This is a genomic window from Mariniradius sediminis (assembly GCF_021491425.1).
Lineage (GTDB): Bacteria > Bacteroidota > Bacteroidia > Cytophagales > Cyclobacteriaceae > Mariniradius > Mariniradius saccharolyticus.
In genome coordinates, this window is sequence record NZ_JAKEVZ010000002.1 from 357,194 (window position 1) to 371,322 (window position 14,129).

Below are 14,129 nucleotides of genomic sequence, written 5' to 3' on the forward strand. Positions count from 1 at the left end.
ACAATTTGGGGCATTGTTAAGAATCCAATCCCAATATTTCGGTCAATATTTGTGGAGTAAGCGGCTTTACCAGAAACCCCGACACTTGTGCATAATTTTTACTCATCTCCACATCCATCGGATCCATCGAGGAAGTGAGCATCTTCACTTCGATATGATTGCCGATTTTCTGGAGGTGGTCTAAAAAATCCCAGCCCTGCATCTCGGGCATATTCACATCCAATATCAAAAGATCCGCACTACCTCCCTTCAGCCAATCCAAAGCCTCATATGGATTGTCGAAAAAGAAGGTCTGCAATTCTGGACTAATCCGCTGGAGATTCTTTCGATTGATCATGTGCTGGATTTTGTCATCATCTACAAACACCAGCGTGGAAACTTTTTGGGGCATAAGGAAAAAAGATTGGTTCACAAAACACTGCCCAAAAGATCATTGCCAGAAAGGGGGTAGGGAATGAACTTTAAGACTCACAAATATAAAAACATCCTGCTTGGCATGGCTAATTATCGAGAATACATTTTTAGGCTAATCAAAATAATTTAGTGATTACAAATTCAGCTATATCTAAAACACATTTAATCCATTATTTATCTGATACTTACATGTCAACATCTGAATAATCACATGCAGCAACAGTAGAACCAAAAAGAACCGCGTTGCTATCTTCAATCAACAGAAAAAGAAAAGATTGGCCCAAATTTAGAGTTCCAATATTTCGGTTTCCCAATTGATGGGATTCCCATTTTTTGACTAGATTGGCCATGCCATTCTCAAAACAAAAACACCATGAAGCTCACTTACGCTCATTCACTAATAAAGTCGATTGTTGCACTTGTAATGCTGGCTTGCACTTTTAGCCTAAATGCCTTGGGCCAAGAATCGGGCTACGATGCAGCCCTGGCCGAGAAGCTCGGCGCTGACGAACGTGGCATGAAAAAGTATGTAATGGCATTTCTTTATCGCGGCGAACGGGTAGCTGAATATACCCCGGAGCAAAGGGCTGAAATCCAAAAAGGCCACATGGGGAATATTACCAAATTGGCGGAATCTGGGAAACTAATCATGGCCGGACCTTTCTTTGGTAATGAAGATTTGAGGGGGATTTTTGTCTTTGACGTGTCCACAATGGACGAAGCCGCAAGCTTAACAGCTCAAGATCCGGCTGTCGCGGCGGGTGTTTTGAAGATGGATCTTCGGGAATGGTATGGGCCAGCGGCACTCATGATGATCACTGATCTTCACGCTAAGCTTACTAAACCTGCCAATTGACAATCACTTTTTGACTCCTATTCTAACCTCTATCCCAGCAACAACATGCAGCAAAAAAACTACGCACTCTTCCTTTCCATCACTGCCGCACTTGGCGGGTTTTTGTTCGGATTTGATACCGCAGTGATATCGGGCGCAGAGAGGGATATACAAAACCTATGGGAACTGGATGATTGGAGCCACGGGCTCGCTGTTGCCATGGCGCTCTACGGGACCGTCTTGGGTGCCTTGCTTGGCGGCATACCCGCGGACAAATACGGAAGAAAAGTTACCCTGATCTGGATCGGTATTTTCTATTTCGTATCCGCCTTGGGCTCTGCCCTGGTGGATGATGTCTACTCATTCATGTTCTACCGCTTCATCGGTGGCCTAGGCGTGGGCGCATCTTCAGTCGTCGCGCCGATGTATATTTCCGAGATTGCTCCTGCAAAAAGTCGCGGGCAACTGGTGGCCCTTTACCAGTTCAATATCGTGTTTGGCATTCTCATGGCTTATTTTTCAAACTACCTTATCGGTACTGCCAACCTTGATGAAGCTTGGCGCTGGATGCTGGGAGTAGAGGCCATCCCCGCCTTGATCTATTCCATTTTGATCCTGAAAGTACCTAAAAGCCCACGATGGCTGATTGCAAAGAAACAGGATTACCAGACCGCCCGGGAAATCTTGACACGAACCGATCCTGAGGGCGTGGATGAAGCGATCAAATTGGCCATCGAAGAGAGCAAGTCGATCAAAGGTAAAACCTCCGTCGCCGCACTATTCGATACCAGATTCAGAAAAATTTCCTTCTTCGCCTTCCTGATGGCATTTTTCAACCAAATGTCCGGCATCAACGCCATTATCTACTTTGCGCCAAGAATCTTCGAATCGGCAGGGATTTCCACAGAAGATGCACTTTTCTCCACAATCGGAATCGGCGTCATCAACCTCATCGCGACTATGGCCGGTCTATATTTGATCGATAAACTGGGAAGGAAAAAACTCATGTATATAGGGTCTGTCGGCTACATCATTTCACTATCGCTGATGGCGTATTCCTATTTTGGAGGAATGATTTCAAGCAACCTACTCCCCTATTTCGTATTCGTATTCATCGCCTCGCATGCGATCGGACAGGGTTCCGTGATCTGGGTATTTATTGCCGAAATATTCCCCAATGAGTTGCGCGCATTCGGCCAATCCCTGGGTTCATTTACCCACTGGATTTTGGCAGCCTTGATCGCAAATGTTTTCCCCTTCTTTGCCAATACATTTGGTGCGGGAAGTATATTCGCCTTTTTCGCGTTTATGATGGTGCTCCAACTGCTCTGGGTGGCCTTCAGAATGCCTGAAACGAAAGGAAAGTCTTTGGAAGAAATTCAACAAGAACTACAAAAAACTCATGTCTAAGAAAGTCATCTGTTTTGGGGAAATGCTGTGGGACTGCTTTCCCGATAAGGAAATACCTGGCGGCGCTCCAATGAACGTCGCACTTCACCTCCACCAACTGGGCCTTGAAGTGGGCATGATTTCACGGGTAGGAGACGATGAAAGAGGCAGAAAATTCCTTGCCTTCATATCCGGCTATGGCTTTCCGACAGATTTGGTTCAGATAGACCAAATCCATCCTACAGGAAATGTCATCGTCCACAACGAAGACCCCGAAAACATCAAATACACGATCGTCTCACCGGTGGCCTGGGATTACATCGAAATGAACGAGCAGAACATCCATGCAGTCCAATCCGCCGACGCCTTGATTTTTGGTAGTCTTGCCGTGAGAAATGCCCAAAGTTGGGACACACTGTACCATCTCCTACACCAACCAACGCTCAATATTTTTGATATCAACCTCCGTGCGCCGTTCTACGATTTCGAAAAGATCGAACTTCTGCTTGGCTACACCGACATATTGAAAATCAACGAAGACGAACTGGAAATCGTCGCGGATTATTTCAATCTGAAAATCGACACCAATACCGTTTGCGACATGCTCACGACCCACTTCCCGATCCAAATGGTCTGCGTTACTTTGGGATCGAAGGGCGCCATGATCTATGAAAACGGGAAAGTCTTCAAGCATCCCGGCTACAAAGTCACCGTAGAGGATACCGTAGGCGCAGGTGATGCATTTTTGGGTGGTTTTGTCAAGAGCTATTTGGAAGGTAAAAAACCTGAGGAAATACTCGATTTTGCCTGTGCAATCGGAGCATTTGTTGCGACCAAAAAAGGTGGAACGCCACGTTACCAGGTAGACGAGATTTGGAAAGCCGTCGGACAGAAAGGATGACCCCCCTGTATTTCTTAGATAACCGAAAGACGAAGCTGCGATCGTTCGAATGCTGCATTTTTTGAATTCGAAGTAGATCAATTTCCGGAATGGAATAGAATCCGTGAGGTCCTTGCTATTCCTATCCTTTATCTGCTCCTACAAAATCCTCGTTCATCCCAAACATGCTTCGCCAATAACACCAAAATTACAATTCGCTGATTTTTAACTATTTTCAAGGAATTGTTTATGATTATTTTTCTCATCAAACCACACTATGCCTCTCGAAACAAGTCCTGAAATCAACCTGGTGGACAATTCGCCGAAGCCCGCCATTCTCGTCAACCGGATCGACATCATCGACATCATTCGCGGAGTTGCGCTTTTAGGCATCCTGCTATTGAACATCCCCTATTTTGCGATGGAAGACTACTTCACGGATCCCTGGTCGCAGGATACAGGCAACGTCAATTTCTGGGTGCATGCTGTCAATACCATATTCTTCGAGGGAAAGATGCGGGCATTGTTTTCCATGGTTTTTGGAGCTGGAATCTTGCTTTTTACGATGAACAAGGAAAAGGCGGGAAAATCAGCCACCTGGCTTTTTTACAAGAGAATGATATGGCTAACGCTGTTTGGTCTTGCCCACGCGCACCTCCTGCTTTGGCTGGGCGATATTCTTTATTTCTACGGCGTGATTGGGATGATTGCGTTCCTCTTTAGGAAAATGAAACCCAAATACCTCGCCATGGGAGTTCCGATTGTCGCGATCATCGGCTTTGTCGCCAACACGCTCTTCATGCAAAACATCCGTTCCAAATACCTGGAGTACAAAGAAGCGATTTCGCTACAGTCTACGGGAGCCGAATTGGCTGAGAAAGAACTCGCCGCTCTCGAGGCGTGGAAAGAAGTGCAAAAAGAATTCATTCCCGACAAAGACCAAGTCAAAATCAACACTGCATTGATGAAAGGCTCCTATTCCGAGGTGGCAAGCTACATTCGCCCAAAGGCAATAGACGGACAGTTCAAATACCTCATTTTCTCGATTTGGGATATGCTGGCATTGATGCTGCTGGGAATGGCGCTGTACAAATGGGGATTCTTGACCCTGGCTTGGACCGATGCCCAATACCGAAAAACCATGTGGATTGGGTATGGTGTCGGCTTACCCTTGGTTACCTTTTCGTTCATTTACAACACAATTCATTTTCCAAATGTCGAAGCTGGCCTAGCTTATATCGAAACCCATTCGATCAATTGGGTGGCATTGATCTATGATTTCCAACGCATCCTTATCATGATGGCACATGTGGCTTTGGTCATGATGCTTTATAAAAATGGATTTTTCACCCGACTCATGGACAGCTTACGGGCGGTTGGCCAGACAGCATTCACGAATTACATCATGCACACGGTCTTTTGCTCACTCGTTTTCTTTGGTTACGGGCTCAACCAATTTGCTGAGCGGGAATATTACCAACTCTACTTCCTCGTCGCAGGCATATGGATTTTTCAGCTTTGGTTAAGTCCAATTTGGCTGAAGAAATACCTATTCGGTCCCCTGGAATGGCTATGGCGGTGCCTGACATACGGCAGGATACAGCCATTTGTCCGGAAATGACCTGCGCTTCATTCGCCTTCGATCATCAATCTATGTTTGAAAATTTAAAAACCTGTCTGTGGCAAAACCTTGGTGCTGCCGTCGATATGCTAGGTAATGCCATTGCCGCATGTCCGAAGGAGATGTGGGAAAAAGATATGAAGTTCTTCTATCTCAGCTACCATACAGTAATCTTCCTGGATTATTATCTTTCGATCCCCGTGAGTGAATTTTCACCCCAACTCCCCTATTTTCTCGAAAATCAAGAAAAATTGCCAGAGCAAGCTGTTGATGATGTATTGCCTTTGAGGCATTTTGATCAAGGGGAGATGTTGGCTTATATCGCACAAATCAAAGGAAAGTGTCGGGATCAAATCCTGAATTTTCCTGAAGAACGATTCTCCCAGCCTTGGATCAAAGCCTCCGAGCTCGAGCTTCATGTCGGGTGCCCACAGACCGTGGCAACCTATTCAGTATTGGAAATTCTCTTCTATAACCTGCGACATGTGCAGCACCATGTCGGCCAACTGAATCTGATCCTAAGGCGGCAAACCAACCAAGCACCTGATTGGGTCGCCATGGTCGACTGATATTCAAAAAAAGCAACCTTCAGTTCGATTGACCAAATTCATTACATTTGCCCCCTATTCTCCACAAACGATGAGAAAATCCATCCAAATAATCCTGCTAGGAATGAGTATCGCATGTTCCCCAAATAAACCCGAATTTACACTCCCGGACGTTGCTGCACCCGTAGCCGCAGTTAAACCCTTTGAGATTACGGCAAAACACGGGCACGTCCGCGTCGACAATTACTATTGGCTCAACGACCGCGAAAATCCGGAAGTCATCGCGTACCTCGAAGCTGAAAACAAGTACATGGACACCATGATGGCGCATACCAAGGGATTTCAGGAAAGTCTTTTCCAAGAAATGCGTGCGCGCATCAAGGAGGACGACAGCTCGGTTCCCTACAAATTGGACGACTATTACTATTACACCCGCTATGTCGAAGGGGGAGAATACCCCATCTACGCGCGAAAAAAAGGTACCTTGGATGCTCCCGAAGAAATCATCATGGATGGAAACGAGCTTGGAAAGGGAAAGTCTTTTTTGAATTTCTTCACCTCCGTCAGCCCCGACCACAACCTCGCAGCGATCATCATGGATACCGTCGGGAGGAACTTCTACACGGTCATGATCAAAGACCTGAGGACGGGACAAATGCTTCCTGACAAAATAGAAAATATCCGAAGCAGCGCAGTCTGGACAAACGACAACAAGTCGTTCTATTATTCCATTCCGGATCCAGTTACGCTGAGAAACTTCCAGGTGAAAAGACATTTCCTCGGCAGCGAGGCCTCCAAGGACGAGATAATCTTTGAGGAAAAAGACCAGACGCTGTCTTGCGGGGTTGGCAAAACCAAATCAAAGAAATACATCATCATCGGTTCAGGAAGGACGGACGCATCCTATGCCCAATTTCTGGATGCAGACAATCCTGGAAAGCCGATACTCATCGCGCCGATCCAAGACAATGTCCAATACAGTGTCGACCATGCCGGCGGAGATCAATTCTACATATACACCAACTTGAACGCGGTCAACTACCGTCTTGCGCAGGCCCCTATTTCCAATCCGGGAAGTTCAAATTGGAAGGATATGATCCCCCATCGTGAGGAGGTGTTCTTGGAAGGAGTTGATTACTTCAAGGATTTCTTGGCGATAGAGGAGAAAAAAGAAGGCCTATCCCACATCCGCATCATCAAGCGGGCAGACAATTCCGAACACAACTTGGAGTTTGGCGAACCGGCATACACAGCAGGTCTGGGCTACAATCCCGAATTCGAAACCAAAACGCTTCGGTATTCCTACACCTCCATGACGACTCCAAATTCAACCTTTGACTATGACATGGAGACCCGGGAAAAAACCCTGATGAAAGAACAACCTGTACTGGGCAACTTCAACAAGGCCAACTACGAAACGGAGAGAATCATGGTCACCGCGCGAGATGGGAAGAAAATCCCGATGTCCATCGTGTACAGGAAGGATGCTTTCAAAAAGGACGGCAACTCGCCTGGTTGGATCTACGCCTATGGTTCTTACGGCGCATCCATGGATCCTTATTTCTCCAGCTCACGCCTGAGCCTTTTGGACCGGGGATTTGTCTATGCGATAGCCCACGTAAGAGGTGGCCAGGAAATGGGTGGAGCCTGGTATGAGGACGGGAAAATGATGAACAAGAAAAATACCTTTTTCGACTTCATCGATTGCTCCAAATGGCTCCAAGACAACGGCTACGTAGCCAAAGACAAACTCTTCGCCTCTGGCGGAAGTGCGGGTGGATTGCTGATTGGTGCCGTGACGAATATGGCCCCGGAAGTGTACCGCGGTGTGATAGCCCAAGTGGCCTTTGTCGATGTGATCACTACGATGATGGACGAATCCATCCCCTTGACTACATTCGAATGGCTCGAATGGGGCAATCCGAATATTCAGGAACAATATGAATACATGCTTTCCTACTCTCCCTATGACAATGTGGAAGCCAAAGCCTATCCAAACATCCTAGCCACCACGGGATTGCATGATTCCCAGGTCCAATATTGGGAACCCGCCAAATGGGTCGCAAAGTTGAGGACCATGAAGACCGACAACAACCGCCTGTTTCTCTACACCAATATGGACGCAGGCCATGGTGGTGCAAGCGGCCGCTTTGAGAGCCTCAAGGAATTGGCAAAAGAATATGCTTTCGTATTTGACATCCTTGGTATCAAGGAATAGGATCCGATAGTTTTAGATCCGATCAGAAATCTAAACCGATCTTTCAAATTGAAGGATCGGTTTTTTAATCGGCTTTTTTCGATGAACTTTCGAAAAGGCTTTCAGCGATTTGACTCGCTCAGCCAATGAAACTGCCTCTCGGTCAATGCGAAATGCCGGGGAAGTTTTTTCAATACGATTGAAAGCGTGTCCGAGTCCTTGAGGCCAATCAGCCGCATTTTTCCCTTTTCAGGAATTTCCAGATCAAAAACTACCATCGGCAGCGAATCCCAATTCGCTTTTCTCCATTCCAAAAGTTCACCGGCACTATCTGGCCGATAGTCAAAATAAGCGCGGCCATACCGCATCCTGAAACTGGAATCATTGGCCGAAAAGCTTCCTGCCCCATTGTAGTCAAAAATAACATCCCTCCAGCGAAGGGTGTCGGCAAGACTTTCGGGAATGGTATCCCCATTTTTCACAAACAGCTCCACATGGTACATGCCTGGGTCCACGGGCGGCAAGACCTTGGTGAGATCAGCGTGATATTGGAGGCGATACTCATAATAATTGTATGTCACCATCCCAAAGGATGTGATAATGAAAAATATTTTAAGTACCCAGCGTGAAATGTTGAACCATTTTGATCGGCTGATTGGCGTGTAGACCGCCGAGGGAAGCGTCGGAGCATTCTTCAAAAAAAATCCGATCAACCTTTCCCGTTCTTGCCAAACCAAATAGATACTGGCAAGGAGCAAATGAAAGGAATAAATCTTCACCGGAATGTCATAGCTCATGTTGAGCATAAACACATTGGCAAACACGCCAACCGAGAGCAATGACCCCAACAAGGCCGTGTTTCTCCAAACCAAGAGCAAGGCAACCAAGACCTCGGCAATCCCGGAAAACACCTGATAGGGCGTACTGTAGCCGATGAAGAGCCAAGAAAATCGCATCGGCAAAAAATCCCCCAAAGGCGTCGCCAATTGGCTCAGATTCGGAAAGTACATCTGCATAGCAAAGACCTTCAGAATACCATAGGTAAATGCAATCCCCGCTACTGTGTATCGTAGGCCTAATCCCAGAAAATAGTACAACTTTGGGTAGGCTTCAGATCTGCGGTCCAAGATACTCCACACAACTGTGCCCACAACCGCCAAGAGCAATTGGGTATAAAACAAAGCCCAGCCATAACTCGTATCGCCACTTCCCCCCATCGGAACCAGCACGTCCTTGATACGGAAAAATCGCGAATTCATAAAATTCACCAAAAGGTCAAGGGGATAATTGACCCATTCGGCAAACCAGTAAAATCCCGGAATTGCTGTGAAAAAGTTTAACGGATTGAAATACAATGCAAAGTAGATGAAGAAAAAGCGAAAGAGAACCCGGTTTGCTGACGGCCACGTTGAATCGGAAGGAGCGGACATACGATTGGATTTTACCTGCAAGCTACAAAATTGACCCTTTTGTCTAAAGCCTTACCATATGGCATGGCGCTGAGACGGCAAGAATCTTGACTCTAAAAAATCTTTCACCATCCTTTTGCTTTGCAATCTGCAAAGCGTTGGTATTTTCTATAACCAAGTTTTGCCGAATCAGTAAAATACCAAATAAAGACGCAAGATTTTGCCATAGGCTTTGCGTATCTTCAGAATTTTCAAGAAATTCCAGATGAAACCATAAAACCCCCATTATGAAAAAACTATTTTTAATTCCTGCAATTGCCTTGATGGGCCTTTTGTTTGTACAAGGCACGTCCAAGCCTGAGACCGAAACAATCCATCCGGCTGTGGCGCCCGAAATGCCGGCTAATGTAAAGGCAGTAGTCGAAAAGAAATGCTACGGCTGCCACAATGCCGAGTCCAAAAACGAAAAAGGCAAAGCCAAATTGGATTGGGACGCCTTTGAAGCTACTAAAAAGTCAAAGCAGCTCGCCACCATGGGCAAAATCAACGAAACCCTAGCCAAAGGCGAAATGCCACCCGCCAAATTCTTGGAAAATAGGCCTGAAGGCAAGCTCTCGGCCGAAGAATTGGCGACATTGATGGACTGGAGTGCCGGCAAAAAGAAATCAAAGGAATGAAAGCTTGGCAATATATCACGGGCGGACTCGCGGCCCTCATCGTTATTTCCCAATTTATCCCCAACGAATTGCCTGCCGTAGAAACTTCCAATCCGGGGGATATCATCCAATCCGGCATTGTGGAGGACGATGTGGCAGCGTTGTTGAAGAACTCATGCTACAGCTGCCACAGCAATGAGACCCATTATCCATGGTATTCTTATGTGGCACCTTCTTCCTGGCTCGTAGCCAAAGACGTACGGGAAGGCAGGGACGAACTCAATTTTTCCACCTGGACTTCTTACTCGATGATGGATAAGCTCGCAAAACTCGACGACATCGTAGAAGAAGTGAAGGAAGGCGAAATGCCCATGGGTATTTACACACTGATCCACCCATCCGCTAAGTTGGACGACGCGCAAATTCAACTTATCGTAACCTGGGCTGAGACTACCATGGATATTGTGGCCGAAGAAGAAGATACAGAGGAATGAAAACCAATCAGGCAGACTGATGTCAGTCTGATCCATAAAAAAAAATAGGCCCCGCTTGGGGCCTATTTTTTTAGAGAAATATGCAAGTATCAACCTACTCTACAACATGTATTTTCAGCATGTTGGTTTTTCCTTTTTCCTTTAGTGGCATACTCGCTGTATTGATGATGATGTCACCCTTTTTGACATAACCTTCATCCTTAAGTCTATCCTGTATATCCATGAAAGTGGCATCTGTAGATGTATGCGATTCATAGTAATAGGCCCTTACACCCCACACCAAGCTCAGCTGGGTGAGCATCGAGCTGTTTCGCGTAAACACCAATAGGTTTGCCAATGGCCTGAATGAAGCCAATCTCAAGGCTGTCTGGCCAGATGTGGTTATACCAACAAGCGCTTTTGCCTTTACGTTTCTGGATAACCTTGCCGCCATCAACGTCAAGTTCTTGCTGTAAAAGTTCGGATCGTTTTCCTCGATTTTGTACAGGTGGTGAAACACATCATGGTTGTTCTCGATGTAATTGATGATGCTGCTCATGGCCTTCACGGCGTTGACGGGAAACTGGCCCGAAGCGGTTTCGGCTGAAAGCATTACCGCATCTGCACCGTCCAAAACGGCAGTTGCCACGTCGTTGGTCTCCGCACGCGTAGGCCTCGGATGCGTGGTCATACTTTCCAACATCTGCGTCGCAATGATCACCGGCTTACATGCCAGTTTGCATTTGGTCACGATCTGCTTTTGCCAGAGAGGGACGGTTTCTGCGGGCACTTCCACACCCAAATCTCCCCTCGCTACCATAATTGCGTCCGTTTCCGCAATGATGGCATCGATATTGGCAAGGGCCTCAGGCTTTTCGATCTTGGCTACGATTTTGCAATTTTTGCCCGCCTCCGTGATCCGCTCACGCAAATCCTTAATATCATCCGCAGTCCTGACAAACGACAGCGCGATCCAATCGACATCATGCGCTAAACCAAACTCCAGATCTTCCAAATCCTTTTCTGTCAGGGAAGGTGCCGAAACCTTCGTGTTCGGAAGGTTGATACCTTTTCTTGATTTTAGGACACCTCCGTGAATGACGACGCAGCGTACATTCTTGCCGTCAGTATTGTTCACCGCCAACTCAATATTGCCATCGTCGATCAAGATCCTATCCCCGGATTTGACATCATAAGGAAGGTTTTTATACACGGTGCTTACAAGTTCCGCATTGCCCACGACAGGCTCGTTGGTGATGGTGATTTTTTGCCCGGGAGAGATTTGCACACCACCATTTTCCATTTCACCGACACGGATTTTTGGACCTTGCAAGTCTTGTAGGATTCCGATATTGAGGTTGTTTTCTTTGTTGATGTCGCGGATCAATTTGACCACTTTGGCATGGTCCTCGTGCTTGCCGTGCGAGAAGTTGAGTCTGAATACATTTGCACCGGCATTGGCCAAGCTGCTCAGCATGTCCTTGGTATTGGAAGCGGGGCCTATCGTCGCGAGGATTTTGGTCTTATTGTAAAGGGCAATACTCATGGAATATTGATGTTAATAGGTTAGAAGGTTTTCTTTTGATTTGATTTTATTGATATCAAGCTTGACCACATTTTGGATCAAGGGGCTTTCCGATAATCGGCCAATATAGTCATTTAAATCCAATTCGCCGGTCAAATCCTGTACCAGCAGAAAATAGTCGATCATTTTCAACTCAGGAATTAAGTACATGGAAGCGGCAGAATCGTGATGGGATTTATTTCTCAGCAACTGTAGAAAACCATGCTCCTTGGCTTCCTTGAATTGGGAAATGTACAGCGTCGAACCATCATTGAAATCCAAAACGTAGTCCTCGGTGCGCGCTAACCTCGTCTTCAAAAGCTGATTGATCAACCATGCGATCTTGTAATCCTTGAGCGGAGCCACAAAGCCCAAAAGTTCAAATTCGTAGTGGTGTTCTACAAATAACTTGGTTTTCTTCATGGTTGAAAAATTTGCAAAAACAAAAGTAAAAATAATATTCGTACTTCATTGGAGGCAGACAATATCTTAAATTTAGCTCAACCAATTTTTTGCAATAAGGTTATAAATCCATTTCTTTGCGGAGTGTTTAAAATTTAACTGTTCAAAAAATGTCTGAAATAGCACAAAAAGTAAAAGCCATTATCGTTGATAAGCTAGGCGTTGAAGAATCTGAAGTTACTCCTGAGGCAAGCTTCACTAATGACCTTGGTGCTGACTCACTGGATACAGTTGAGCTCATTATGGAATTCGAAAAAGAATTCAACATCTCCATTCCAGACGATCAAGCTGAACAAATCGGCACAGTAGGCCAAGCTATCAGCTACCTGGAGGCAAACGTAAAATAATATTCCCTTTAAAATTCATTTATGAATTTAAAAAGAGTTGTAGTAACAGGTCTAGGCGCCCTCACACCACTTGGAAACACAGTAGAAGAATACTGGAAAGGGCTTTCAAATGGTGTCAGCGGCGCCGCGCCTATTACTAGATTCGACGCATCACTTTTCAAGACCCAATTTGCCTGCGAGGTCAAAGGGTTGGATGTAGAACAGTTCATCGACCGGAAAGAAGCCAGGAAAATGGACCTGTTTACACAAATGGGCCTCATTGCAGCAGATCAAGCAATCCTTGACGCTGGCATCGACCTCGAAAAAAGCAACCTCAACCGTATCGGCGTGATCCTTGGATCAGGAATCGGAGGACTCAAGTCCTTTCAGGATGAAGTCACCGATTTCGCAAAAGGCGACGGTACACCAAGGTTTAACCCATTTTTTATCCCCAAGATGATCGCCGACATATGCGCCGGTCATGTATCCATCAAATACGGATTCAGGGGACCAAATTTCGTCACAGTATCAGCCTGTGCATCGGCGACCAACGCAATCATTGACGCCTTCAACTACATCCGTCTGGGCAAAGCAGACATTATTGTCTCCGGCGGTACGGAAGCCACGATCACCGAAGCAGGTGTCGGTGGGTTCAATGCCCTGAAAGCACTTTCACAAAGAAATGATTCTCCCCAAACAGCATCAAGACCATTTGACAAAGAACGTGATGGCTTTGTACTTGGCGAGGGTGCAGGTATTTTGATCATAGAAGAATATGAGCACGCCAAAGCAAGGGGAGCAAAAATATACTCCGAAATAGTCGGTGGAGGCATGTCCGCCGACGCATACCACCTGACGGCGCCACATCCGGAGGGTCTTGGGGCAAGCAACGTTATGACCGCCGCATTGGAAGACGCAGGATTGAAACCCGAGGATATTGATTATGTCAATGTGCATGGAACTTCAACCCCATTGGGCGATATCAGCGAAGTCAAAGCCATCCAAAAGGTCTTTGGCGAACATGCCTACAACATCAACATCAGCAGTACGAAGTCCATGACAGGGCACTTATTGGGGGCTGCCGGGGCAATCGAAGCAATAGCCTCCATCCTTGCGATCCAAAATAGCCTCGTACCTCCTACCATCAACCATTTTACGGACGATGAGGAGTTTGACAGCAGGCTCAACCTGACATTCAACAAAGCCCAAAAAAGGGAAATCAGGGCTGCACTGAGCAATACCTTTGGATTTGGTGGACACAATGCGTCCCTCATTTTCAAGAAAATAAATGGGTAGCCTTGAAACTCTCGCGCTTACTCCGGCTTAGATCCTTATTTTACTCATCATACGAAAAA

14 protein-coding genes are annotated in these 14,129 nt (G+C 46.2%); 10 read left to right on the plus strand and 4 right to left on the minus strand.

Annotated features, from left to right (window positions below):
• Positions 1–16: 16 nt before the first annotated feature.
• Positions 17–391, minus strand: a complete 375-nt coding sequence (locus tag L0U89_RS04195; protein ID WP_008629461.1) for a response regulator — start codon at positions 389–391, stop codon at positions 17–19.
• A gap of 396 nt (positions 392–787) precedes the next feature.
• On the opposite strand from L0U89_RS04195, the gene L0U89_RS04200 reads away from it, so the two are divergent.
• From L0U89_RS04200 to L0U89_RS04225, 6 genes are all read left to right on the plus strand, one after another.
• Positions 788–1,270, plus strand: a complete 483-nt coding sequence (locus tag L0U89_RS04200; protein ID WP_234860377.1) for a YciI family protein — start codon at positions 788–790, stop codon at positions 1,268–1,270.
• 45 nt (positions 1,271–1,315) lie between these two features.
• Positions 1,316–2,659 (plus strand): sugar porter family MFS transporter, encoded by a 1,344-nt coding sequence (locus tag L0U89_RS04205; RefSeq protein ID WP_234860378.1) that lies wholly within the window; start codon positions 1,316–1,318, stop codon positions 2,657–2,659.
• The gene (locus L0U89_RS04210; protein ID WP_234860379.1) at positions 2,652–3,539 is read left to right on the plus strand and encodes a carbohydrate kinase family protein; all 888 of its coding nucleotides are present in this window, start codon (positions 2,652–2,654) and stop codon (positions 3,537–3,539) included. Before L0U89_RS04205 ends, L0U89_RS04210 begins: the two co-directional genes overlap by 8 nt.
• A gap of 256 nt (positions 3,540–3,795) precedes the next feature.
• The gene (locus L0U89_RS04215; protein ID WP_234860380.1) at positions 3,796–5,139 is read left to right on the plus strand and encodes a DUF418 domain-containing protein; all 1,344 of its coding nucleotides are present in this window, start codon (positions 3,796–3,798) and stop codon (positions 5,137–5,139) included.
• A gap of 32 nt (positions 5,140–5,171) precedes the next feature.
• The gene (locus tag L0U89_RS04220) at positions 5,172–5,708 is read left to right on the plus strand and encodes a DinB family protein (protein ID WP_234860381.1); all 537 of its coding nucleotides are present in this window, start codon (positions 5,172–5,174) and stop codon (positions 5,706–5,708) included.
• Positions 5,709–5,778: 70 nt separating this feature from the next.
• Positions 5,779–7,905 carry a S9 family peptidase gene (locus L0U89_RS04225; RefSeq protein ID WP_234860382.1) on the plus strand — a complete coding sequence of 709 codons (2,127 nt, stop codon included), beginning with the start codon at positions 5,779–5,781 and terminating at the stop codon, positions 7,903–7,905.
• A 101-nt stretch (positions 7,906–8,006) separates the two neighbouring features.
• Here the strand turns inward: L0U89_RS04225 and L0U89_RS04230 are convergent, their stop codons facing one another.
• Positions 8,007–9,143, minus strand: coding sequence for a hypothetical protein (locus L0U89_RS04230; protein ID WP_234860383.1), 1,137 nt, complete (start codon positions 9,141–9,143; stop codon positions 8,007–8,009).
• Between the two features lie 437 nt (positions 9,144–9,580).
• Here L0U89_RS04230 and L0U89_RS04235 point away from each other — a divergent pair, with 437 nt between their 5' ends.
• Together L0U89_RS04235 and L0U89_RS04240 are read left to right on the plus strand one after the other, a co-directional pair.
• On the plus strand, positions 9,581–9,970 hold the full coding sequence (locus L0U89_RS04235; RefSeq protein ID WP_234860384.1) for a heme-binding domain-containing protein: 390 nt from the start codon (positions 9,581–9,583) through the stop codon (positions 9,968–9,970).
• A complete protein-coding gene (locus L0U89_RS04240) occupies positions 9,967–10,443 on the plus strand; it encodes a heme-binding domain-containing protein (RefSeq protein WP_008629495.1) in 477 nt (158 codons plus the stop codon). Before L0U89_RS04235 ends, L0U89_RS04240 begins: the two co-directional genes overlap by 4 nt.
• A 94-nt stretch (positions 10,444–10,537) precedes the next feature.
• Here the strand turns inward: L0U89_RS04240 and pyk are convergent, their stop codons facing one another.
• The gene (gene pyk, locus L0U89_RS04245) at positions 10,538–11,968 is read right to left on the minus strand and encodes a pyruvate kinase (protein ID WP_234860385.1); all 1,431 of its coding nucleotides are present in this window, start codon (positions 11,966–11,968) and stop codon (positions 10,538–10,540) included.
• Between the two features lie 12 nt (positions 11,969–11,980).
• Positions 11,981–12,409, minus strand: a complete 429-nt coding sequence (locus L0U89_RS04250; protein WP_234860386.1) for an IPExxxVDY family protein — start codon at positions 12,407–12,409, stop codon at positions 11,981–11,983.
• A gap of 149 nt (positions 12,410–12,558) precedes the next feature.
• Between L0U89_RS04250 and L0U89_RS04255 the strand changes: the two genes are divergently transcribed.
• A complete protein-coding gene (locus L0U89_RS04255; RefSeq protein WP_008629501.1) occupies positions 12,559–12,795 on the plus strand; it encodes an acyl carrier protein in 237 nt (78 codons plus the stop codon).
• 21 nt (positions 12,796–12,816) lie between these two features.
• The gene (gene fabF, locus L0U89_RS04260) at positions 12,817–14,070 is read left to right on the plus strand and encodes a beta-ketoacyl-ACP synthase II (protein WP_234860387.1); all 1,254 of its coding nucleotides are present in this window, start codon (positions 12,817–12,819) and stop codon (positions 14,068–14,070) included.
• Positions 14,071–14,129: the final 59 nt, after the last annotated feature.